Raw genomic sequence first — 22,296 nt, forward strand, 5'->3', positions numbered from 1 at the left:
TGAGAACTGCGGCGCGGCGCAGATCTGTGACGCGGAGCGTCACCCACGGCATTCCCACGCTGGAGCGTGAGGAACGATAATCTCAAGTATCGTGCGATGCTCTGCGTCCGCTTTGAGACGCAGGGCAGCAAGCCTCTCAGTCCTCGGCAGTTTGCGAGGCCAGGGCTACGGCGCGGAACATGGCGCGGCGTTTGTTCAGGGTTTCTTCCCATTCCAGCACTGGCACGGAGTCGGCGACAATGCCGCCACCGGCCTGCACATGCAGTTCACCGTCCTTGATCACCGCAGTGCGGATCGCAATCGCGGTGTCCATGTTGCCGTTCCAGGCCATGTACCCCACCGCGCCGCCGTAGACGCCACGTTTGACCGGTTCCAGCTCGTCGATGATTTCCATGGCGCGGATCTTCGGCGCCCCCGACAGGGTGCCAGCCGGCAGAATCGCGCGCAGCGCGTCCATCGCCGTCAGCCCGCTTTTCAACTGGCCTGTGACGTTGGACACAATGTGCATCACGTTGGAATAACGCTCGATGACCATTTTCTCGGTCAGTTTGACCGTGCCAATCTCGGACACCCGACCGGTATCGTTGCGGCCAAGATCGATCAGCATCAGGTGTTCGGCGATTTCCTTGTGATCGGAGAGCAGGTCTTCTTCCAGCGCGCGATCCGCCTCTTCGGTGGCGCCGCGAGGACGAGTACCGGCGATCGGACGCACAGTGATCAGATTGTCCTCGACCCGCACCAGCACTTCCGGCGAACTGCCGACGACATGGAAGTCGCCGAAGTTGAAGAAATACATGTAAGGCGTCGGGTTGAAGCAGCGCAGCGCCCGATACAGATCGATGGGCGCGGCGCTGAAATCGATGGACATGCGCTGTGACGGGACCACCTGCATCACGTCGCCGGCGAGGATGTACTGCTTGATCGTATCGACCGCCGCCTCGTAATCGTCCTGGGTAAAGCTGGAACGAAACACCGGGTCGGCCGCCGGAGGCCGGTCCAGATCAAGGCCACGGCGCGGCGTGATCGGCTGACGCAGCTTGTGCATCAGGTCATCGAGCTGCGCCACGCCACTTGCGTAGGCGTCCTGTTGCGCTGGATCGATCAGCACGATGGCGTGCATCTTGCCCGCCAGGTTGTCGAACACCACGACCGCGTCAGACACCATCAACAGGATATCCGGCACGCCCAGCGGGTCAGGGTTCGGGCAGTTGGCCAGACGCTTCTCGACATAGCGCACACAGTCATAGCCAAAGTAGCCCACCAGCCCGCCGTTGAAGCGTGGCAGCCCGGCGATGGTCGGCACGTTGTAGCGCGCCTTGAAGGTCTCGACGAAGTCCAGCGGGTCTTCGACATCCAGGCTTTCGATCTCGACACCATCATGGGTCACGCTGACGTGATGACCATGCACGCGCATCACGGTGCGGCATGGCAGGCCGATGATCGAATAACGCCCCCACTTCTCGCCGCCCTGAACCGACTCCAGCAAGTAGGAGTTAGGCTGATCGGCAAGCTTGAGGTAGATCGACAGCGGTGTGTCGAAGTCGGCCAGGGTTTCGCGGGCAAGCGGAATGCGGTTGTAGCCTTCAGCAGCCAAACGCAGGAATTCTTCACGGTTCATGAGCAACCTCGTGGTTTGAGGACAAAACGGTCAGGTAGGCAAACGTGCCGGCAGGCCGGCCAGAATCAGGTCAGGCGCGCCAACGCCAGCGGGCCAGGGCCTTGATGACTTTCATCCAGAGTTTGCGAGTGACCACCACGATGGATTCTCTTGAGGAGGGACGTTTGATGTCGGGCAACAGTATCTCAGCGTCCATGTCCAGGCAACCGGGAATCAGTCTGCGCAGATCATCAATCACCATCGCCGGGTTTTCCTCGGCAATCGGCCGCCCATGGTTGTAGCCATAGCTCAACGCGACGCACGCCACACCGGCAGCCTTGGCCGCCTGCACATCACTGCGCGAGTCGCCGACGAACAGCGATTGCGAGGCTGGCGCACCGGCCATTTTCATCACGAAAAACAGTGCGGCAGGATCGGGCTTTTTCTGCGGCATGGTGTCACCGCCGATGATCCAGCGAAAGAAACGTCCCAGCTTCATCTCGTCCAGCAGCGGCGCGACAAAGCGCTCCGGCTTGTTGGTGATGAGGGCCATTTCGACACCCATTTTCTGCAGCCACTTGAGGGTTTCACGCACGCCGGGATAGACCACGGTGAACTCATGCTTTTGCGCATAAGCGCGCATAAAGATTTCCAGGCCCTGCTCGGCCAGGGCGTCATCGACTCCACTGTGGTCGAGGTTGTTGGCCAGCGCACGGCGTACCAGCACCGGCGCACCGTTGCCCACCCAGGACCGCACCGATTCCAGCCCGGCGATCGGGCGCCCCAGCTCAGCGAGCATGGTGTCCACCGCCACGGCCAGATCGGGCACCGAGTCCACCAAGGTGCCGTCCAGGTCGAACATGATCAGCTTGGGAAGTTTGCCTGCAAACAGCTGCTCGAAGCCGCTCATGCGCGGGATGACGCCAGTTCTGTGCGCATCTTGTCGATCACTTCGCGGTAGTCCGGCGCATTGAAAATGGCTGAACCGGCAACGAAGGTATCAGCACCTGCCGCTGCGATTTCGCGGATATTGTTGACGTTCACGCCGCCGTCGATTTCCAGGCGGATGTCGCGTCCGGAAGCATCGATCAGGGCGCGCGCTTCACGCAGCTTGTTGAGCGTGCCGGGGATGAACTTCTGCCCGCCAAAACCTGGGTTGACGCTCATGAGCAGGATCATGTCGACCTTGTCCATGACGTATTCGAGCAGGTTCAAGGGCGTGGCCGGGTTGAACACCAGGCCCGCCTTGCAGCCACCCTCACGGATCAACTGCAGCGAACGGTCGATGTGCTGGGTCGCTTCCGGGTGAAAGGTGATGTAGGTGGCACCGGCCTCGATGAAGTCGCCGATGATGCGATCCACCGGGCTGACCATCAGGTGCACGTCAATCGGTGCAGTGACGCCATATTTGCGCAGGGCGCTGCATACCATCGGACCAATGGTCAGGTTCGGGACGTAGTGATTGTCCATGACATCGAAGTGGACAAAGTCGGCGCCGCTGGACAGCACGTTGTCGACTTCCTCACCCAGCCGGGCGAAGTCAGCGGAAAGAATCGATGGGGCAATAACGAAGGGCTGCATGACGCACCTGTTTGAGCAGAATCACGGTGCGCGGATTGTACGCCAAGCTTCGCCCGGAGCGGTAAGCCTCAAGCTGCACGCCAATGGATTCGCCCTGGCGTGCCGCTTGAAACCTGCCGCGCCCGGTTATTGAGCCGTTCTGAGTTTTTCACTGCGCCCGCGTAACCACTCCAGCACCAGCAACAAGACCACCGAAAAGCCGATCAGCAGGGTCGCAGCGGCGGCGATGGTCGGGCTGAGGTTTTCGCGAATGCCACTGAACATCTGCCGAGGCAAGGTCGCCTGTTCCGGCCCGGCGAGGAACAGCGTGACCACCACTTCGTCGAACGAGGTCGCGAAGGCGAACAGCGCGCCGGAAATCACCCCCGGCGCAATCAGTGGCAGGGTCACGCGCCGGAACGCGGTCAGTGGCGATGCACCGAGGCTGGCAGCCGCACGCACCAGGTTGTGATTGAAGCCCTGCAAGGTCGCCGACACGGTGATGATCACGAACGGCACACCCAGCACCGCATGGACCAGAATCAGCGAGGTGTAGCTATTGCCCAGTCCCAGTGGCGCGAAGAACAGGTAGCTGGCGACACCGACGATCACCACCGGCACCACCATCGGCGAAATCACCAGGGCCATGACCAGCGCCTTGCCGGGGAAGTTGCCGCGGGTCAGGCCGATCGCTGCCAGCGTGCCGAAACCCATCGCCAGCAGGGTCGCGGCCGGGGCGACGATCATGCTGTTCTTCAGCGCGCGCATCCACTCGGCGGAGTTGAAGAAGTCCTGATACCACTGCAACGAGAAGCCTTGCAGCGGATAGACCAGAAAGCTGCCGGAGTTGAATGACAGCGGCACGATGACCAGTACCGGGAGCACCAGAAACAGCAGCACCAGGGTGCAGATGATGCGCAAGGCGTAATACCAGAGGCGCTCGATCGGCGATGTGTAAGGGTTCAGCATGGTCACGCTCCTCAGCTCAGACGCAGGCGGCTGGCGCCGACCAGCCAGCTATAAATCAGGTACAGCACGATGGTCGCCAACAGCAGCAGCCCGCCGAGCGCGGTGGCCATGCCCCAGTTGATGCTGGTGTTGGTGTAGAACGCGACAAAATAGCTAACCATCTGATCGTTCGGGCTGCCCAGCAACGCCGGGGTGATGTAGTAGCCGATCGACAGAATGAACACCAGCAGACAGCCGGCCCCGATCCCGGCGTAGGTCTGCGGGAAGTACACGCGCCAGAAGCTCGCAAACGGGTGGCAACCCAGCGAAATCGCAGCGCGCATGTAGGTCGGGGAAATGTTCTTCATCACGCTGTAGATCGGCAGGATCATGAACGGCAGCATGATGTGCACCATCGAGATGTACACGCCGACGCGGTTGAAGACCAGCTCCAGCGGCTTGTCGATGATGCCCATCGCCAGCAACGCACTGTTGATCAGACCGCTGGACTGCAACAACACGATCCAGGCCGCCACGCGCACCAGAATCGAGGTCCAGAACGGCAGCAACACCAGAATCATCAGCAGGTTGCTCTGCCGCGCAGGCAGGCTGGCCAGCAGGTAGGCCAGCGGATAAGCCAGCACCAGACAGATCGCGGTAATCACCAGGCCCATCCAGAACGTGCGGGCGAAGATGTCCAGATAGATCGCCTGGTCCGGGGTCGCCGGGGCGATTTCGCCGAGGTCGTCGATGCGATGGTCGACCGCCGCCAGCAGGTAATACGGGGTGATGCTGCTGGTATTACGGCGCACCGCCTGCCAGTAGGCCGGGTCGCCCCAACGCTCGTCCAGCGCTTCGAGCGCTTCTTTATAAGAGGCCGGCTCGGTCTTGAACGGCAGCGCGCGTGCTGTTTTGCTCAGCAGGCTGCGGTATCCGGCCAGTTCGATGTTCAGACGCTTGGACAGATCGCCCAGCGTGGAATTCTTCCGCGTTTCGGCCAGGTCCAGGCTCATTGCCTTGTAGACCGACTCGGGCGGCAGCCCTTTACCATCCCACTTTTGCACTTCGACCACAGTGGTCGGCAGCGCAGTCACGACTTCGGGGTTGCCGACGCTCTTGTACAGCAGCGCAGCGATGGGCACCAGAAACACCAACAACAGGAAAATCACCAGCGGAGCGATCAATGCCTGAGCCTTCCAGCGGTTGACCCGCTCGGCGCGAGCGAGACGTTGCTTCAAGTTGGGGCTGGCGCCTTCAGTCAAGGGCACGGCGATGGCCATAGCGAACTCCGGAATCTTTCAACGAGGGGGCGCTCCCCGTTTCAGGGAGCGCCCGGTTCTGACTCAACGCAAACGGATTACTTGGCCGCCCAGGCAGTGAAACGCTGCTCGAGGGATTCGCCGTTGTCGGTCCAGAACGCCACGTCCATCTGCACCTGATCCTTGATGTTCTCAGGCGTGGTCGGCATGTTCTGCAGGGTTTCCTTGTCCAGCAGCTTGACCGCCTGGGTGTTGGCCGGGCCGTAGGCGATGTTCTGCGAGTAGGTCTTCTGCTGCTCGGGGCTCAGCATGTAGGCGATGAACTTCTTCGCGGCATCGGCGTTTTTCGAGCCCTTCGGGATGGCCCAGGCGTCGAAGTCATACACGCCACCAGTCCAGACGACCTTGAGGTTGCTTTCCTTCTGCACGGCGGCGATCCGGCCGTTATAGGCCGAGCTCATCACCACGTCACCGGAAGCCAGGTACTGTGGCGGCTGGGCGCCGGCTTCCCACCACTGAATGTTCGGCTTGAGCTCATCCAGCTTTTTGAACGCGCGTTCCTGGCCGTCTTTGCTGGCCAATACCTTGTAGACGTCTTTCGGCGCAACGCCGTCGGCCATCAGAGCGAATTCCAGGGTGTACTTGGCGCCTTTGCGCAGGCCGCGCTTGCCCGGGAATTTCTTGGTGTCCCAGAAATCGGCCCAGCCGCTGGGTGCAGTGCTGACCTTGTCAGCGTTGTACGCCAGCACGGTGGACCAGACGAAGAAGCCCGCGCCGCAGGTGGTGATGGCGCCAGGCACGAAGTCAGCGGCATTGCCCAACTGTTTCGGGTCCAGCTCTTCGAACATATCTTCGTCGCAACCACGCGCCAGTTCCGGCGATTCGACTTCTACCAGGTCCCAGGAAACGCTCTTGGTGTCGACCATGGTTTTGACCTTGGCCATTTCCCCGTTGTACTCACCGGCGATGATCTTGCCGTTGCCTGCCTTTTCCCAAGGCGCGTAGAAGGCTTTTTCCTGAGCGGCCTTGTTGGCACCGCCAAAGGAGATGACGGTCAGGTCGGTGGCTGCCATGGCCTGCGCCGCGCACATCATGCCCAACGTGATGGCGGTGAACTTCAAAGATTTCAACATGTGTTCTTTTCTCCACGAGCAGTGTTGGTAAGCGATTGGGATGGGCGATCAGGTCGCCTCTGTTATTGCTTTTGTCGGTAGATCAATGCACTTGCTGCAAGGGGTCGAGCGCACGGACGTGCTCGACTTGCCAGCCGATGGGCACCACGTCGCCCACGCTCAGGCCGGGGTCCGGTTCGGCAATCGGCTGTTTGACGAAGAAGTCGTTCTTGCCCGCCACTTCCAGACGCACGCGAACGTGGTCGCCCAGATAGATGAACTCGGCCACACGACCGGAAAAACGGTTGGCGCAGCTCTCGCTGCGGCCATTGAGGTTGATGCGCTCGGGACGGATCGACAGGGTCACCGGGCCGCCAGGCTGGCCGACGTTGATCGCCAGCGCGTGGACTTTCTCGCCACGCTCGAGTTCGACCACACAGCGGTCGCCGTCCTGACTGACCAGACGTCCATTAAGGCGGTTGTTCTCACCGATGAAGTTGGCCACGAAGGTGTTCTTCGGTTCTTCGTACAGGCTGCGGGGCGGTGCGATCTGCTGGATTTCACCCTGATGGAAGACGGCGACCCGGTCCGACATGGTCAGGGCTTCGCCCTGGTCGTGGGTCACATAGACCACGGTTACGCCCAGGCGCTGGTGCAGGTGCTTGATCTCCATCTGCATGTGTTCGCGCAGTTGCTTGTCGAGGGCGCCGAGCGGCTCATCCATCAGCACCAGTTGCGGTTCGAAGACCAACGCGCGTGCCAGCGCCACGCGTTGCTGCTGGCCACCGGACAGCTGCGCCGGGTAGCGATGCGCAAAGGTGTCGAGCTGGACCATGCCCAGTGCCTTTTTGACCTTCTCGCCGACGTCGGTCTTGCTCATGCCACGCACCGACAACGGGAACGCCAGGTTCTCGGCCACGGTCATGTGCGGAAACAAGGCGTAGTTCTGGAACACCATGCCGATGTCGCGTTTGTGCGGCGGCACGTTGTTGATGGCGCGGCCACCGAGGAGAATTTCACCGGCCGTCGGGGTCTCGAAACCGGCCAGCATCATCAGGCTGGTGGTCTTGCCAGAGCCGGAAGGACCGAGCAGGGTCAGGAACTCGCCCTTGCGAATGTCCAGGTTGAGGTCTTTGACGATCAGTGCTTCGCCGTCGTAGCTCTTCTGCACACCACGAAAGCTGACCAGAACATCATTTGCTCCAGCGCTTGTATCGACGTCGCTCATTACCCACACCTTTGTTGTGTCTGCGTGGGCTCAAGCCTAGAGCAGCCCGAAGCCCCCGCAAATCGGGGGCCGGGAGAGAATCGCCTAGGCCGGCTGGAAGGCCAGGGGTAGGGATTGCCCTACAGAGATGGCGCGATTGGATATGTCGGTTCCTCCCCTTCTCGACGCGCGGCATCGCAAGAGGACGCAGAGCGTCCAGAACGGCATACCCACGCGGAGCATGGGCACGATAGTGTTCTCACGGACGCCTATCGTTCCGCACGGAGCATGGGCACAAAGGTGTCGGGTGTCGTTTTCAGACTCAGAGCAGCTTGTGCTCCATCGCGTACTTGACCAGATCGGCCAGCGAGTTGAGTTTCATTTTTTGCATCAGCCGCGCCTTGTGGGTGCTGATGGTCTTGCTGCTCAAGGCCAGTTGCTGAGCGATGTCGTTGACGTTGGCGCCCTGGGCGAGGCGCTCGAATACCGAAAACTCGCGCTCCGACAATAACGAGTGCAAAGGCCGGCTGTCGGTGAGGCCGACTTCAAAGACCATGCGGTCGGCCAGATCCGGATCGATATAACGCCCGCCGGCCGCCACCCGGCGAATGGCCGTGAGCAGCAGCGCCGGGTCGCTGTCCTTGGTGGCATAACCCGCCGCGCCGACCTTCAATGCACGCGCGGCCATCTGCGCCTCATTGTGCATCGACAGCACCAGAATGGCCGGCGGGTTGGTCAATGCGAGAATCCTCGGTATCGCCTCAAGGCCGTTGACGCCGGGCATGGAGATATCCAGCAACACCACTTCGCAGGCCACATGACGCAGGGTTTCGAGCAACTGTTCGCCGTTGCTGGCCTCGCCCACCACTTGCAGATCCCTGGCCAGACCAATCAATTGCTTGATCCCTTCACGCACGATGGTGTGGTCTTCGGCTACCAAAACACGAATCACTGTTTTCGCTCCTGTGCGAGGGTGTCCAGCGGGATATAGGCGCGCAAGGTTGTGCCCTCACCCACCTCGCTGTCCAGCTCAAGTCGGCCGCCGAGCATCAGCACCCGCTCGCGCATCCCGACCAGACCAAACGAAACCGCCCTGCCCGATTCGATGACAAAGCCCTGCCCGTCATCGGCGATGCTCATGCACATCATGCCGTCCTGCAGCGTCAGGCTGATCTCTACTGTGTGTGCCTGGGCATGGCGCATCACGTTGGTCAGCGCCTCCTGAAGGATCCGGAACATGCCTGTGGCCCTGGCATCGCTGAGCGCCGGGAGATTGTCCGGCACCTGCACCAGACACGGGATCTGCGTACGTGCCTCGAAACGGCGTGCCTGCCATTCGATGGCCGAAGCGATACCGGCGTCGAGAATCGGTGGCCGCAAGGCCGTAGCAACATCGCGCACCAGTTGAAACAACTGAGCGATCAGACGCTTCATGCTGTCCAGCCGCTCGCTCAGGCCAGGGTCGAGGTCGGCATAGGCCAGCTCGCACATCGACGTCTCGAGCTTCAATACCGTCAGCATCTGACCCAGCTCGTCGTGAACCTCGCGGGCAATATGCGCCTTCTCCTCTTCACGCACGCTTTCCAGATGCGCTGACAAGTCACGTAACTGCTCATGCGCGCGGCGTCGTTCACTGACGTCAGTGAGGAACACCACCAGGTATTCGGCATCGCGAAAGCGCAGGAAGCTCAACGAGACATCGACAGGCAGCAGGCTGCCATCGGCGCGCAGGCAATGGGTCTCGAATACTTGCGGGCTGTCTTCGCTGGAGCGCGCGTTCTTCCACAGGTTGAGCCAGCGATCCATGTGCAGACCGGGCTCGAAATCGATCAGCGGGCGCTCGACCACCTGCCCCGGCGCATAGCCCAGCATGGACTCCGCCGCCCGATTGGCGTAACGCACGCGGCTGTCCCAGTTGACCCACAGAATGCCGACGGTGCTTTGATCAATGGAAAACTGCGCCAGACGCAGCGCCTCCTCCTCTTGGACACGGCGGGCGAGTTCTTCACGCGCAGCCAGCAGCTCCTGCTCCAGCGCCTGCTGCTGGCGACGCTGCCAGATCACGATGGCGAAACACGCCAGCAACATCACCAGCAGCAGAATGCACAGGTTCTTCCAGAGTTTGGTCGACTCGATGAAATGGGACGGGGTCAGCGGCATCCAGCGCGCATGCAGCTGCTCCAGCTCCTTGGCAGGGATCGCCCGCAAGGCTTCGCTGACGATGGCGGCCAGCTCCGGCATGTCGCGACGCGAAGCCACCCGCAACAATTGTGGCAGCCCGATATCCCCCACCACCGCCAGCCCGGCGAACTCCGGCTCGCGCAGCAAACGACTGAGTTGCGCTTCGTCCACCACGGCATAACGTGCCTGCTGACTGAGCAACAGCTGCAAGGCCTGGCGCTCCAGCGGTACCCCTTGCAGGTTGAGGTGCGCAAAGTTGCTGCGCAGGTAGTCGGCCGTGGTGCTGGGCATGCGTACCGCGACGCGGGAAAGACTGTCGAGCTTCTCCAGGTCCACGGCAGTGCTGCCATCACGTTCTCCGATCAACAGCTGCGAAACACGCAGATACGGATCGGAAAACAACCACAGACGCAAGCCTGCGGGGGTTTGCATCAAGCCGGGCGCGACGTCGATTTCACCCTTGGCCAGCGCGTTCTCCAGCGCGCTCTGGTCAGGAAAATTCCGCCACAGCAAGTCGACCGGCAGCGTCGCCGCCAGCGCATTCATCAGGTCGACGTTGGCGCCGGACAACTGCTGCAAGCGTTGATCGAACTGCGCGTAAGGCGCGCGCAATACCAGCCCTACGCGCAACGGGCCATGCTGGTCGAGCCAGTTACGTTGCGCTGAACTCAACTGCGCAACGGCAGGTGTTTCAGGTTCGTCAGCCTGCGTATTCGCCATCTGAGCCATCAAGAGCAAGGCCAGGCAGCCGATAAAACCGGTGCGCAGAAGACGAATCATCAGTATGTCGCTCTCGTGTGTGCGTATCACGGCCGTGTGCCGCGCAGGCTCAGGCCTGACAAAAGCCGATCAACCCATTAGGCTGCCGGGATAGTTTCTGGCTTGGAATATCCGATGTCCTACACCTTTCGCGCAACGTTTCCTGCATTGTTTCTGTCATTGATACTGCCTTGCGCCTTGCCTGCCCTCGCAGCGGACCCGACCCCTGACCCGGCCAAAGACGCTGCTGCAGAAGCGCCCGTCGAAAGAGCCCCGCTGCTCAGCCGCTCGCAGGAAGACGCAATAGCGCTGGAACGTCAATTGCCGCGCGAAGATCAGCAGCAACTTCAGGCCGGAGACGATAGCTTTCTCGCGCTCTGGAAACCCGCCAACACTGAGGCCCCTGAAGGCGCGGTCATCATTGTGCCCGGCGAAGCCGAGTCACCGGACTGGCCTGACGCTGTCGGCCCGCTGCGCCGCAAGTTTCCGGATGTGGGCTGGTCGAGCCTGAGCATCACCATGCCGGACCCGCTCGACAACACGCCGGGGGCACGCGAGCCCGATGTTGCTCCGGCAGATGCAAACGCCGCCAAAGCCACTGAGGCACCGAAGGAAAAACCCAAAGACGCCACGGAGACAGCAAAAGACCCGGCCGCAGAAGCCGAGGCCCTGGCTGCGGCTGAAACAGCCAAGGCTGCTGCCGACGAAGAACTCAACAAGGCTCAGGCCGAGCGCATCTTCGCGCGGATCGAAGCCGCGATCAGCTTTGCGCAGCAGAACAAGGCACGCAGTATCGTGTTGATCGGCCACAGCAGCGGCGCGTACTGGGCGGCCAGATTCCTCAATGAACGGACGTCGCCTGTGGTGCAGAAACTGGTGATGCTGACGGCGCGTGAACCTCTGAATACCAAGCCTTCGCTGCTGGACATGGTGCCTCAGCTGAAAGTAAAAGCCGTCGATTTCATCTACAAAAACTCGCCTGACGAGGCTGCAAAGGCCCGTCTGCAGGCCAGCAAACGCACCAAGGGGCCGGGTTTTACCCAGATTGGTCTGATCAACATCGCCGGCAGCGGAGATACCGAACAAGAGCAGCTATTCCGCCGCGTTCGCGGCTGGATAGACGCCAAAGAGGAAAAGTAAGCGCCGGCTCAGTTGAACCCGCGTCGGGCTTTCACCACCCGATAGGCATTGTGCAATTCACTGGTCTTCTCGGTCGCCACCCGCACTTGCTGTGGATTGGCGCCCGAGCCGGCAATCTTGTCAGGGTGATGCCGACTGAGCAGGCGCCGGTAGGCTCGCTTGATGCTCAAAGGATCGGTGTCTGACCTTATTCCCAGCAACGTCATCGCACTTTTGTAGTCGTCGCCGCTGCTGATCGGCGAGCGCTTCATGGGGTCGTGGTCAGCCGCCAGCGCCTCGACCTGCGGCCCTGTCCAGCCAAGCCACATGCCCCATACCCCGATCAGCTCGCGCTCGACCCGAGAAGCCTTGCCGTCCGCCCAGGCCATCCGCCAGCAGGCGCGCAACATATCCTCGGCAATGTCCGACTGCCCTTGCAGGCCACGCAGGTAACTGCGCAGGCCATCGGTGCCGTCGCGGCCGCGCTTGAAGGCATTGATGGCGCGCAACTGATCCGTCTCGTTCAGGTTCAAACGGCGCATCTCGATACGTGCCTGATGGATATGGCTGGCCAGAACCCGTCCGTTACTTTTGGCCAGACGGCCCAGCAACACAAACAGCAGATCGTCCTTGTGGATCGTTGCACGTCCGCCCAGACGCTCACGCAGATGCGCCCAACTCTGCAGTTTCAGGCGCCGGTCCAGCGCCTGCCCCAACAGAGCACCGAGCATTGCGCCTGGAATACTGGCAATTACGTAACCGACTCCAGCGCCGATCAATGTGCCGGGCCAAAGCATTCAGCGAGTCTCCGCAAGCATCTGCTCGACTTCAGCCAGGCGCTCGTGGGTGCCGACATCGACCCAGCGCCCTCTGTAGTGCTCGCCTGTGACCAGCCCCTTATGCATCGCCTCGCGCAACAGCGGCGCGAGCTTGAACGCGCCGGGCTCGCAATTGGCAAACAGCTGTGGATGGAGGATGGCGATACCGCTGTAGGTCAGGCGCTGCCCCGCCGAATCGTCGTCGCGCACCTGACCGTCGACCAGCGAGAAGTCGCCCGTCGGGTGATGCGCGGGGTTATCGACCAATACCAGGTGCGCAAGGCCTTCAAGCGGCACACGCAATGCGCCGAAGTCGTAATCGGTCCAGATATCGCCGTTGATCACCACGAAGGGCTCAAGGCCAAGCAGCGGCAATGCGCGCTGAATGCCACCGCCCGTTTCAAGCGGCATGCCTTCGGGGGAGTAACGGATGCTCAGGTCGAAACGCTGACCGTCGCCCAGGTAATCCTCGATCTGCTGGCCCAGCCACGCATGGTTGATGACCAACTGGTGAAACCCTGCATCGCGCAAGGCGTTCAGGTGGTATTCGATCAACGGTACATCCCCGACACGCACCAACGGTTTGGGCGTGTGCAGGGTCAACGGGCGCATTCGCTCGCCTTTACCGGCGGCGAGAATCATCGCTTTCATGCAGTCCTCTTCGACACAATCAAGATCTTTTCCAAAATGGCCATCTTTCAAAGCGGCCCTTTATAAAACCGGCTCTCTGTCACGTTGGCCGTCTCTGTCATTTCAGACAGCGGTGTCTACCGGCTGCAGACTGGTAAGCAACTGCCCGAGCTGCGCCAGCTCTGGGCGACGTGACAATACCGCCTCTATATAAGCGAAAAAGCGCGGGACGTCTTCCAGGTAGCGAGGTTTTCCATCGCGGTGACAAATGCGGGCAAAAATGCCGATCACCTTCAAATGTCGCTGTACACCCATCAGATCACTGGCGCGCTCGAATGAGGCAAAATCTTCCTGTACCGGAATGCCGACGGCACGCGCCTGATCCCAGTAGATGCGCAGCCAGTCACTCACGCGCTCCTGTGGCCAGCTCAGGAATGCGTCCTTGAACAGGCATGTCACGTCATAGGTGACCGGGCCATAGACCGCATCCTGGAAGTCCAGCACGCCAGGGTTGGGCTCGCTGATCATCAGGTTTCGCGGCATATAGTCGCGATGCACCAGTACTTTGGGCTGTGCCAGGGCGCTGTTGATCAACAGCTCACTGACCTGCTGCCAGTCGCTCAGTTGCGCCTCATCCATCTCGATGCCCAGGTGCTGCTTTACGTACCACTCGGGAAACAGCTCCAGCTCACGGCGCAGCAACGCGACGTCATAGCTGGGCAATGGCGCGTCCATAGGCAGTTGCTGGTAGGCCAGCAACGCCTGAATGGCATCAGCGAACAAGGCATCGGCATTGTCGTCGTCAATGACATCCAGATAAGTTTGACGGCCCAGATCGTTGAGCAGCAAAAACCCTTGTGTCAGGTCTTCGGCATAAATTTTTGGAACATTAATGCCCGACTTTTCCAATAAATGAGCGATATCCACGAACGGTTTGCAGTTTTCCTGCGGTGGAGGGGCGTCCATGACAATAAAAGTTCGGCCCGCACCCTCCCAGCGAAAATAACGGCGAAAACTTGCGTCACTACTGGCCGCAGTCAATGTAGCCGGGGGCACGGCGCCCCAACCGTGCGCCGAAAACAGCGCCGGCAACTGCTCATCGAGCCAAACTTTCAGGGATTGCAGGCGTATATCTTGATCTGACATTACAAGGGTCTCCGACGGCGCTAGCCGTCAAGCGGGTCATGCTTTATTATCCGGAATCTTTTTCAGCCCATCGAGAGGCGTGCGGCCCCCCCGCGGGCAGATGGCGCGCAGGAAGCCCGGACTAATAAGATGGCATTGAAATCCCCCGCGTTTCGTAAAAAATTTCCGTTGCTCGTAACCGGCAGTCTGCTGGCGATGCAACCTCTGGCCACTCAGTTCGTGGTCGCCGCGGAACAGTATGACTGCTCAGTCTCTGCTTCGGGTGCCTGGAACTGTGCGCCGAAATCCAATGCTGCTGCAGTGGATCTGCCTCCGCGCCCCGTGCATGACACGACGTCGGTCAGTTCCAACGGCACGGTCACCTCACAAGGCACCTCTTCGGGTGAACAGTCTGCGGGTACGCAACTGGTCACTGAAGCCAAGGGCAAAGGTCTGAAGTCGCGTAGTGCTGACTACAGCCACCTCGATTGGGTTCCTCGCGAAAAGCTTACCGCAGCGCAACTGGCCGAGACCGGCCCGTATTGCTCGGGTGCCTACGTCGAGCCGATCCGTCCTGGCATGGACGACAAGACGCCGATGAAAGACGCGCCGATGTTCGTGGGAGCCAAGGCTTCGCGTTACGAACAGGAAGCGCAGGTCGCCACGCTGGCGGGTGATGTCGTGATGCGCCAGGGCAGCATGCAGGTGCAGGCCCAGGAGGCTGCACTGCATCAGGCCGAAAACCGTGGCGAGCTGAACGGCGATGTCCGTCTACGCGACAACGGTGCGCTGATCGTCGGTGACAAGGCCGAACTGCAACTCGACACCGGCGAAGCCCGTGTCGACAACGCCGAGTACGTCCTGCACAAGTCGAACATTCGCGGTAACGCCCTGTACGCCAAGCGTGCAGAGAACGCGATCATCCGGCTCAAGGACGGTACCTACACGACGTGCGAGCCGAACAGCAACGCCTGGACGCTCAAGGGCAACAACATCACGCTGAACCCGGCCACCGGCTTCGGTACAGCGACCAACGTTACCCTGCGGGTCAAGGACATACCGGTTCTGTACACGCCGTATATCTACTTCCCGATCGACGACCGTCGTCAGTCCGGTTTCCTGCCCCCGACCATTGCAGCAGGCGGCGACAACGGCTTCACGCTGGTCACCCCGTACTACTTCAACCTGGCGCCCAACTACGACGCCACGTTGTACCCGCGTTACATGGCTGATCGTGGCTTGCTGATGGAAGGCGAGTTCCGCTACCTGACCAAGGGCAGCGAAGGTCAGTTTGGCGGCGCGTACCTGAACGACGAAAACGACGACCGCAAACTGCAGTCGGACTACGACAAGACCCGCTGGATGATCAACTGGCAGCACAAGGGCGGGCTTGATACGCGCTGGCTGACCCAGGTCGATTACACCGATATCAGCGATCCGTATTACTTCCAGGACCTGGAAACCGATCAGATCGGCGTCAAACGGACCGACTTCCTCAACCAGCAGGGCTCCCTGACCTACCGTGGCGACAGCTTCGCGGCAGTGCTCAATGCTCAGGCCTACAAGCTGGCGACGGTTGCCAACGTTACGCCGTACAACCGCCTGCCTCAGCTGACGCTCAACGGTACGTTGCCCTACAACCCCGGCGGTCTGAAGTTCGATTATCAGACTGAAGCGGTGCGCTTCGAACGTGACCTGCGCAGCGGCGCGTTCATCGATGAAGATGGCAACTCCGAGACACGCCTGGACAACAACATCTCCGGCCTGGCTCGCGCCAACGGCGATCGTCTGAACCTGGCACCGTCCGTCAGCCTGCCGATGAACTGGACCTATGGCTTCCTGACGCCGAAGCTGAAGTACGTCTACACGCAATACGATCTGGATCTGGACAGTCAGGGTAAAAACACCCTGCTGGCCGGCGAAGAGTACAGCAGCAGCCAAAGCCGCAGCGTACCGATCTTCAGCGTCGACAGCGGCCTGTACTTCGACCGTAATACCAACTGGTTCGGCAAGGATTACCGCCAGACCCTGGAGCCGCGCCTGTTCTATCTCTATGTTCCCGAGAAAGACCAGACCGACATCCCGGTATTCGACACCAGCGAAAGCACGTTCAACTTCGCCTCGCTGTTCCGTGACAACCGCTTCACCGGTTCCGACCGCATCGGCGACGAGAACAAACTGTCGCTGGGCGTCACCAACCGCTGGATCGAGGAAAACGGCTTCGAACGCCAACGCTTCAGCATCGGTCAGGCGCTGTATTTCGAAGACCGCAAGGTGCAGTTGCCGGGCGTGGTGTTCGCGGATCGTGATGATGCGCGCTCCAACGTTTCGCCTTATGCACTGGAATACGAATACCGCTTCAACCGCGACTGGCGCTTCAACTCCGATTTCAACTGGGATCCGGACAGCCGAAGCACCCGTTCGGGCAGCGCAATGTTCCACTACCAGCCTGAAGACAACCCGAACAAGGTCGTCAACCTCGGCTATCGCTATCGCAACGACCAGATTCGTTACGACGAAAGCACCGGCCGTTGGGTCGTGGGTGGTGGTGACTACGGCACCCCGGGTTCGCCAAACTACGTGAAGGACTACTACAAGATTCAGCAGCACGATTTCTCGGTCATCTGGCCGATCGTGCCGCAGTGGAGCCTGATCAGCCGTTGGCAGTATGACTACAACCGTGAACGCACCATCGAAGCTTTCGGCGGGTTCGAGTACGACAACTGCTGCTGGAAAATGCGTCTGGTCAATCGCTACTGGATCGACTACGACGAGTTCAGCCAGGCAGCACCTCAGAACGAGAAAGGCGACCGCGGCATATTCCTACAAATCGTGTTGAAGGGGCTCGGCGGTGTAACTGGCGCCAAGGTAGACAGCTTCCTCGACAAAGGCATTCAAGGTTATCGTGAACGTGAAGACCAAGCTTTCTGATTGTCTGCGCCCGCTGATGCTGGGCGCGTTACTCCTGAGCGGTGCAGTGCATGCTGCGGTTCAACCTCTGGACAGTGTCGTGGCTATCGTCGACAACGATGTGATCATGAAAAGCCAGATGGACCAGCGTGTACGTGAAGTTCAGCAGACCATTGCCAAGCGCGGCTCTGGTGTACCGCCTGCAGAAGCCCTGCAACCACAGGTTCTGGATCGTCTGATCCTGGAAAACCTGCAGTTGCAGATGGGCGAACGCTCTGGCATTCGTGTCTCCGACGAAGAACTGAACCAGGCCATCGGCACCATTGCCCAGCGCAACAACATGAGCGTGGAGCAGTTCCGCGCCGCGCTGGCGCATGACGGCCTGTCCTATAACGATGCGCGCGAACAGGTGCGCCGGGAAATGATCATCAGCCGCGTGCGTCAGCGCCGGGTGGCCGAACGTATCCAGGTGTCCCAGCAGGAAGTGAAGAACTTCCTCGCCTCCGATATGGGCAAGGCTCAGCTGTCTGAAGAGTTTCACCTGGCCAACATTCTGATCGCCACACCCGACAGCGCTTCCTCGGACGCCATCCAGGCTGCTGCGGTCAAGGCCAAGGGTATCTACGACCAGTTGAAGAAAGGTGCTGACTTCACCCGTCTCGCAGCCACCTCCTCGTCCAGCGAAAACGCACTGGAAGGCGGCGACATGGGCTGGCGCAAGGCTGCGCAATTGCCACCGCCGTTCGGTGACATGCTCAGCTCGATGCCAGTCGGTGACGTGACGCCTCCTGCACGTACGCCGGGCGGTTTCATCATTCTCAAGCTGCTGGAAAAGCGCGGTGGCCAGGGTGAGGCGCAAATGCGTGATGAGGTGCATGTGCGTCATATCCTGATCAAGCCAAGCGAAATTCGTAACGAGGAAGAGACCAAGCGTCTTGCCCAGAAGATCTACGACCGCATCGAGGGCGGCGAAGATTTCGCCGCGCTGGCGAAAAGCTTTTCGGAAGATCCGGGTTCTGCACTCAATGGCGGCGATCTGAACTGGGTTGATCCCAACTCTCTGGTTCCGGAGTTCCGCCAGGTGATGGGCGAAACGCCACAAGGCGTCTTGTCCAAACCGTTCCAGACCCAGTACGGCTGGCATGTGCTCGAAGTGCTCGGTCGTCGCTCCAAGGACGCTACCGATCAGGCTCGTGAACAGCAGGCGCTGAACGTATTGCGTAACCGCAAGTACGACGAAGAGCTGCAAACCTGGCTGCGTCAGATCCGCGACGAAGCCTACGTTGAAATCAAACTCCCTGGCGCGACACAGGCTGCAAAGTGAAACCCAAGCGTTTCGCACTGACACCCGGCGAGCCGGCCGGCATAGGTCCTGACCTTTGCCTGCTGCTCGCCACGCAGCCTCAGCCATACCCCCTGATTGCCATCACCAGCCGCGACCTGCTCATTGAGCGGGCCGCGCAACTGGGTGTGGCAGTCAGTCTGATCGAGGTCACGCCCGACGCGTTTCCCGACCTGCCTGCACCTGCCGGCAGTCTGTACGTCTGGAATACGCCACTGGCCGCTCCGGTGGAAACCGGCGTGCTGAACAAGGCCAACGCGGCGTTCGTCCTGGAAACCCTGACTCGCGCGGGCCAGGGCTGCCTGGACGGACTGTTCAGCGGCATGATCACCGCCCCGGTGCACAAAGGCGTGATCAACGACGGCGGCATCGCGTTTTCCGGGCACACCGAATTTCTCGCTGAACTGACTCACACCGAACAGGTGGTGATGATGCTGGCAACCGGCGACCTGCGCGTAGCACTGGTGACCACTCACCTGCCGTTGCGCGATGTGGCCGACGCTATCACAGCGGATCGTCTGGAGCGCGTGACACGCATCCTGCACGCCGATCTGGTCAACAAGTTCGGCATTGCCCACCCACGCATTCTGGTCTGCGGCCTCAACCCTCATGCCGGCGAAAGCGGGCATCTGGGTCGTGAGGAAATCGACATCATCGAACCTGCTCTGGAGCGCCTGCGCAGCGAAGGCCTGGACTTGCGCGGCCCGCTGCCTGCAGACACTCTATTTACCCCCAAATATCTGGAGCACTGCGACGCAGTGCTGGCGATGTACCACGATCAGGGCCTGCCCGTGCTGAAATACAAAGGTTTCGGCGCAGCGGTCAATGTGACGCTCGGCCTGCCAATCATCCGCACCTCTGTCGATCACGGCACGGCGCTGGACCTGGCCGGCACTGCGAACATCGACACCGGCAGCCTGCACGTCGCACTGCAAACCGCCTACCAGATGGCCGAGACCCATTCATGACCGAGCACTACCAACACCGGGCGCGCAAGCGCTTCGGGCAGAACTTCCTGCACGATGCAGGCGTTATCGACAAGATCCTGCGTGCCATCCGTGCCAAACCTGAAGACCGGCTGCTGGAAATCGGGCCGGGCCAGGGTGCACTGACCGAGGGCCTGCTCGACAGCGGCGCTCAGCTGGACGTGGTCGAGCTGGACAAGGACCTGATCCCGATCCTGAACGGCCAGTTCGCCAGCAAGCCGAACTTCAACCTGCATCAGGGCGATGCGCTGAAATTCGACTTCAACACCCTCGGCGCCGAACCGCGCAGCCTGCGGGTGGTGGGCAACCTGCCGTACAACATCTCGACACCGCTGATTTTTCATCTGCTGCAGAACGCCAGCCTGATCCGCGACATGCACTTCATGCTGCAAAAGGAAGTGGTCGAGCGCATGGCTGCCGGACCCGGCGGCGGTGACTGGGGCCGTCTGTCGATCATGGTCCAGTACCATTGCCGCGTCGAACACCTGTTCAACGTCGGACCGGGTGCATTCAACCCGCCGCCGAAAGTGGACTCGGCCATTGTGCGCCTCGTCCCTTACGAAACACTGCCGCACCCTGCCAAGGATCACCGTGTGCTGGAGCGCATCGTGCGTGAAGCGTTCAACCAGCGTCGCAAGACCCTGCGCAACACCCTCAAGCTACTGTTGACCAGCGATGAGATCACCGCTTCCGGAGTAGACGGAAGCTTGCGTCCCGAGCAGCTCGATCTGGCTGCATTCGTTCGTCTGGCAGACACTCTCAGCGAAAAAGTTGTGACTGAGTGAACCCTGGGGACAAGTAAACGGGAAGCTCGGTCTTCATTTTCCGCTTACTTGTCCTAGACTGATCTACCTGCCGCACACGCCCTTTCTTCGCAGCTATGGATTTCAAGGCCTATTGCATGCCCGATTCTCGTTACAAGGTCGACGTCAGCGTCGTCACACGCTTCCTCTCGGAGCAGTCGCAACCCGAGCAGAACCGCTTCGCTTTCGCCTACACCATCACCGTGCACAACAATGGCGAGCTCCCTGCCCGGCTGCTGTCGCGGCACTGGGTCATCACCGACGGTGATGGCAATGTCGAGGAAGTACGTGGTGAAGGCGTGGTTGGCCAGCAGCCACTGATCAAGGTCGGCCAAAGCCATACCTACAGCAGTGGTACGGTCATGACCACCAAGGTCGGCAATATGCAGGGCACTTACCAGATGCTGGCCGAAGACGGCAAACGCTTCGATGCCGTTATCGAGCCTTTCCGTCTGGCCGTTCCGGGCTCGCTGCACTGATGGCGGTGTACGCGGTCGGTGATCTGCAAGGCTGCCTTGAACCTCTGCAATGCCTGCTCGAGCACTTGCACTTCAACCCGGAACAGGATCGCCTCTGGCTGGTGGGTGACCTGGTCAACCGTGGCCCGCAATCGCTGGAAACGCTTCGCTACCTGTACAACATTCGCGAATCGCTGGTGTGCGTGCTCGGCAATCATGACCTGCACCTGCTGGCAGTGGCCCGTAAAAAAGAGCTGCTGAAGAAAGGCGACACGCTGCTTGAAATCCTTGAAGCGCCTGATCGTGACGACCTGCTTGGCTGGATACGTCGGCAGAAGCTCATGCATTACGACGCAGAACGCAATGTCGCCATGGTGCATGCCGGTATCGCGCCACAGTGGACGCTGAAAAAGGCCTTGAAGCACGCTGCCGAAGTCGAGCACGCGCTGCAGGACGACACGTTGTACGGCGCCTTTCTCGACGGCATGTACGGCAATGAACCGGCCAAGTGGGATAACGACCTGCAAGGCGTGACGCGTCTGCGGGTCATCACCAACTACTTCACCCGCATGCGCTTTTGCACCAGCGACGGCAAACTCGATCTGAAGAGCAAGGAAGGGGTCGGCACCGCGATACCTGGCTACGCGCCCTGGTTCAGCCACCAGACCCGCAAGACCCGCGACGTGAAAATCATTTTCGGCCACTGGGCTGCGCTTGAAGGTCGCTGCGACGAACCTGACGTCTTCGCCCTCGACAGCGGATGTGTCTGGGGCGGCTCGATGACGCTGCTCAATGTCGATACGCTTGAACGTCATCAGTGCAATTGCGATGCTATCGGCAATGCCGCCGACGGGCTTGTTACCCGCGTGCAACCCGGTGCTACTCCCCTTCCGTAACCTCAGGCTCAGGAGCCCAGGCAATGACTGAATTCAAACGTATCCCACCTGAACAGGCCCAGGCTCTGCGCGAGCAAGGCGCCGTGCTGGTCGATGTTCGGGACCCACAGGCTTTCGAGAGCAATCACATTCCCGATTCCGTGCATCTGGACAACCACTCGATCGCCGACTTCATCCGCGAAGCCGATCTGGACAAGCCGCTGGTGGTCGTCTGCTACCACGGCAACTCCAGCCAGAGCGCTGCAGCCTATCTGGTCGGCCAGGGTTTCTCCGATGTGTACAGCGTGGACGGCGGTTTCGAGCTGTGGCGCGCCACTTACCCGCAAGAAACCGTGCAAGGCTGATAGAAAATATTTTTATGACAGCTGATCCCGCGTTCTACGCGGGCTCGCGAGCCATCTGACGAACGGTCAGCCCGTCTTCTCGCGCATCCCTTCTTTATCTTTCCGAATCCGAACTATCCTTAGCCTAGGCCATCCGTATTCAGGGGAGAGCCGGTACACCGGCGCGTGGGTCATCGGTAGTTACTAGGCTCTGTACGAAAAGTCGGCGAGCGAAGGTCAGGCAAGGCAAAAACAGGCGAGGA

Annotated in this window: 20 protein-coding genes; 8 read left to right on the forward strand and 12 right to left on the reverse strand. The window is 60.5% G+C overall.

Going from position 1 to position 22,296, the window contains the following annotated elements; genetic code table 11:
- Nucleotides 1–136 precede the first annotated feature (136 nt).
- The 9 genes from trpE to P406_RS26200 all read right to left on the reverse strand — a co-directional run bounded on the left by trpE (nt 137) and on the right by P406_RS26200 (nt 10,644).
- A complete protein-coding gene (gene trpE / locus P406_RS26160; protein ID WP_003341130.1) occupies nt 137–1,618 on the reverse strand; it encodes an anthranilate synthase component I in 1,482 nt (493 codons plus the stop codon).
- A 70-nt stretch (nt 1,619–1,688) separates the two neighbouring features.
- Nucleotides 1,689–2,507 (reverse strand): phosphoglycolate phosphatase, encoded by an 819-nt coding sequence (locus P406_RS26165; RefSeq protein WP_046237795.1) that lies wholly within the window; start codon nt 2,505–2,507, stop codon nt 1,689–1,691.
- Nucleotides 2,504–3,178 (reverse strand): ribulose-phosphate 3-epimerase, encoded by a 675-nt coding sequence (rpe, locus tag P406_RS26170; RefSeq protein ID WP_003394912.1) that lies wholly within the window; start codon nt 3,176–3,178, stop codon nt 2,504–2,506. The genes P406_RS26165 and rpe overlap by 4 nt, the downstream gene beginning before the upstream one ends.
- Nucleotides 3,179–3,304: 126 nt before the next feature.
- A complete protein-coding gene (locus P406_RS26175) occupies nt 3,305–4,126 on the reverse strand; it encodes an ABC transporter permease (protein ID WP_003394916.1) in 822 nt (273 codons plus the stop codon).
- Nucleotides 4,127–4,137: 11 nt separating this feature from the next.
- The gene (locus P406_RS26180; protein ID WP_003419732.1) at nt 4,138–5,385 is read right to left on the reverse strand and encodes an ABC transporter permease; all 1,248 of its coding nucleotides are present in this window, start codon (nt 5,383–5,385) and stop codon (nt 4,138–4,140) included.
- Between the two features lie 77 nt (nt 5,386–5,462).
- Nucleotides 5,463–6,497: a polyamine ABC transporter substrate-binding protein gene (locus P406_RS26185; RefSeq protein WP_046237796.1), complete on the reverse strand. Its 1,035-nt coding sequence runs from the start codon at nt 6,495–6,497 to the stop codon at nt 5,463–5,465.
- A gap of 82 nt (nt 6,498–6,579) precedes the next feature.
- Nucleotides 6,580–7,704: an ABC transporter ATP-binding protein gene (locus P406_RS26190; protein ID WP_046237797.1), complete on the reverse strand. Its 1,125-nt coding sequence runs from the start codon at nt 7,702–7,704 to the stop codon at nt 6,580–6,582.
- 301 nt (nt 7,705–8,005) lie between these two features.
- Nucleotides 8,006–8,635: a response regulator gene (locus tag P406_RS26195; RefSeq protein ID WP_003341145.1), complete on the reverse strand. Its 630-nt coding sequence runs from the start codon at nt 8,633–8,635 to the stop codon at nt 8,006–8,008.
- Nucleotides 8,632–10,644, reverse strand: coding sequence for a PAS domain-containing sensor histidine kinase (locus P406_RS26200; protein WP_046237798.1), 2,013 nt, complete (start codon nt 10,642–10,644; stop codon nt 8,632–8,634). Before P406_RS26200 ends, P406_RS26195 begins: the two co-directional genes overlap by 4 nt.
- Before the next feature lie 114 nt (nt 10,645–10,758).
- On the opposite strand from P406_RS26200, the gene P406_RS26205 reads away from it, so the two are divergent.
- Nucleotides 10,759–11,763, forward strand: a complete 1,005-nt coding sequence (locus P406_RS26205) for an alpha/beta hydrolase family protein (RefSeq protein WP_046237799.1) — start codon at nt 10,759–10,761, stop codon at nt 11,761–11,763.
- Between the two features lie 8 nt (nt 11,764–11,771).
- Here the strand turns inward: P406_RS26205 and P406_RS26210 are convergent, their stop codons facing one another.
- The 3 genes from P406_RS26210 to P406_RS26220 form a co-directional block, all read right to left on the reverse strand.
- Nucleotides 11,772–12,539: a DnaJ domain-containing protein gene (locus tag P406_RS26210; RefSeq protein ID WP_046237800.1), complete on the reverse strand. Its 768-nt coding sequence runs from the start codon at nt 12,537–12,539 to the stop codon at nt 11,772–11,774.
- Entirely contained in the window at nt 12,540–13,211 is a 672-nt protein-coding gene (gene murU / locus P406_RS26215) for an N-acetylmuramate alpha-1-phosphate uridylyltransferase MurU (RefSeq protein WP_046237801.1), read from the reverse strand.
- A 102-nt stretch (nt 13,212–13,313) separates the two neighbouring features.
- Entirely contained in the window at nt 13,314–14,336 is a 1,023-nt protein-coding gene (locus P406_RS26220) for an aminoglycoside phosphotransferase family protein (RefSeq protein ID WP_046237802.1), read from the reverse strand.
- A gap of 129 nt (nt 14,337–14,465) precedes the next feature.
- Here P406_RS26220 and P406_RS26225 point away from each other — a divergent pair, with 129 nt between their 5' ends.
- From P406_RS26225 to glpE, 7 genes are all read left to right on the forward strand, one after another.
- The gene (locus P406_RS26225; RefSeq protein ID WP_003419759.1) at nt 14,466–17,246 is read left to right on the forward strand and encodes an LPS-assembly protein LptD; all 2,781 of its coding nucleotides are present in this window, start codon (nt 14,466–14,468) and stop codon (nt 17,244–17,246) included.
- A complete protein-coding gene (locus P406_RS26230; protein WP_003411767.1) occupies nt 17,227–18,549 on the forward strand; it encodes a peptidylprolyl isomerase in 1,323 nt (440 codons plus the stop codon). The genes P406_RS26225 and P406_RS26230 overlap by 20 nt, the downstream gene beginning before the upstream one ends.
- On the forward strand, nt 18,546–19,535 hold the full coding sequence (pdxA, locus tag P406_RS26235; RefSeq protein WP_046237803.1) for a 4-hydroxythreonine-4-phosphate dehydrogenase PdxA: 990 nt from the start codon (nt 18,546–18,548) through the stop codon (nt 19,533–19,535). The genes P406_RS26230 and pdxA overlap by 4 nt, the downstream gene beginning before the upstream one ends.
- Nucleotides 19,532–20,338 (forward strand): 16S rRNA (adenine(1518)-N(6)/adenine(1519)-N(6))-dimethyltransferase RsmA, encoded by an 807-nt coding sequence (gene rsmA / locus P406_RS26240; protein ID WP_003419764.1) that lies wholly within the window; start codon nt 19,532–19,534, stop codon nt 20,336–20,338. Before pdxA ends, rsmA begins: the two co-directional genes overlap by 4 nt.
- 116 nt (nt 20,339–20,454) lie before the next feature.
- Nucleotides 20,455–20,835: a Co2+/Mg2+ efflux facilitator ApaG/CorD gene (gene apaG, locus P406_RS26245; protein ID WP_003316251.1), complete on the forward strand. Its 381-nt coding sequence runs from the start codon at nt 20,455–20,457 to the stop codon at nt 20,833–20,835.
- Nucleotides 20,835–21,710 (forward strand): symmetrical bis(5'-nucleosyl)-tetraphosphatase, encoded by an 876-nt coding sequence (locus P406_RS26250; RefSeq protein ID WP_046237804.1) that lies wholly within the window; start codon nt 20,835–20,837, stop codon nt 21,708–21,710. The genes apaG and P406_RS26250 overlap by 1 nt, the downstream gene beginning before the upstream one ends.
- A gap of 23 nt (nt 21,711–21,733) precedes the next feature.
- A complete protein-coding gene (gene glpE / locus P406_RS26255) occupies nt 21,734–22,054 on the forward strand; it encodes a thiosulfate sulfurtransferase GlpE (protein WP_003341167.1) in 321 nt (106 codons plus the stop codon).
- Nucleotides 22,055–22,296 lie beyond the last annotated feature (242 nt).

The organism is Pseudomonas syringae pv. coryli str. NCPPB 4273, assembly GCF_000972175.1.
In the GTDB taxonomy this organism is placed as follows: domain Bacteria; phylum Pseudomonadota; class Gammaproteobacteria; order Pseudomonadales; family Pseudomonadaceae; genus Aquipseudomonas; species Aquipseudomonas syringae.

Coding starts and splice junctions, on each gene's coding strand:
- trpE (WP_003341130.1), bottom strand. CDS start 1,618: ATGAACCGTGAAGAATTCCTGCGTTTGGCTGCTGAAGGCTACAACCGC.
- P406_RS26165 (WP_046237795.1), bottom strand. CDS start 2,507: ATGAGCGGCTTCGAGCAGCTGTTTGCAGGCAAACTTCCCAAGCTGATC.
- rpe (WP_003394912.1), bottom strand. CDS start 3,178: ATGCAGCCCTTCGTTATTGCCCCATCGATTCTTTCCGCTGACTTCGCC.
- P406_RS26175 (WP_003394916.1), bottom strand. CDS start 4,126: ATGCTGAACCCTTACACATCGCCGATCGAGCGCCTCTGGTATTACGCC.
- P406_RS26180 (WP_003419732.1), bottom strand. CDS start 5,385: ATGGCCATCGCCGTGCCCTTGACTGAAGGCGCCAGCCCCAACTTGAAG.
- P406_RS26185 (WP_046237796.1), bottom strand. CDS start 6,497: ATGTTGAAATCTTTGAAGTTCACCGCCATCACGTTGGGCATGATGTGC.
- P406_RS26190 (WP_046237797.1), bottom strand. CDS start 7,704: ATGAGCGACGTCGATACAAGCGCTGGAGCAAATGATGTTCTGGTCAGC.
- P406_RS26200 (WP_046237798.1), bottom strand. CDS start 10,644: ATGATTCGTCTTCTGCGCACCGGTTTTATCGGCTGCCTGGCCTTGCTC.
- P406_RS26205 (WP_046237799.1), top strand. CDS start 10,759: ATGTCCTACACCTTTCGCGCAACGTTTCCTGCATTGTTTCTGTCATTG.
- P406_RS26210 (WP_046237800.1), bottom strand. CDS start 12,539: ATGCTTTGGCCCGGCACATTGATCGGCGCTGGAGTCGGTTACGTAATT.
- murU (WP_046237801.1), bottom strand. CDS start 13,211: ATGAAAGCGATGATTCTCGCCGCCGGTAAAGGCGAGCGAATGCGCCCG.
- P406_RS26220 (WP_046237802.1), bottom strand. CDS start 14,336: ATGTCAGATCAAGATATACGCCTGCAATCCCTGAAAGTTTGGCTCGAT.
- P406_RS26225 (WP_003419759.1), top strand. CDS start 14,466: ATGGCATTGAAATCCCCCGCGTTTCGTAAAAAATTTCCGTTGCTCGTA.
- rsmA (WP_003419764.1), top strand. CDS start 19,532: ATGACCGAGCACTACCAACACCGGGCGCGCAAGCGCTTCGGGCAGAAC.
- apaG (WP_003316251.1), top strand. CDS start 20,455: ATGCCCGATTCTCGTTACAAGGTCGACGTCAGCGTCGTCACACGCTTC.
- P406_RS26250 (WP_046237804.1), top strand. CDS start 20,835: ATGGCGGTGTACGCGGTCGGTGATCTGCAAGGCTGCCTTGAACCTCTG.
- glpE (WP_003341167.1), top strand. CDS start 21,734: ATGACTGAATTCAAACGTATCCCACCTGAACAGGCCCAGGCTCTGCGC.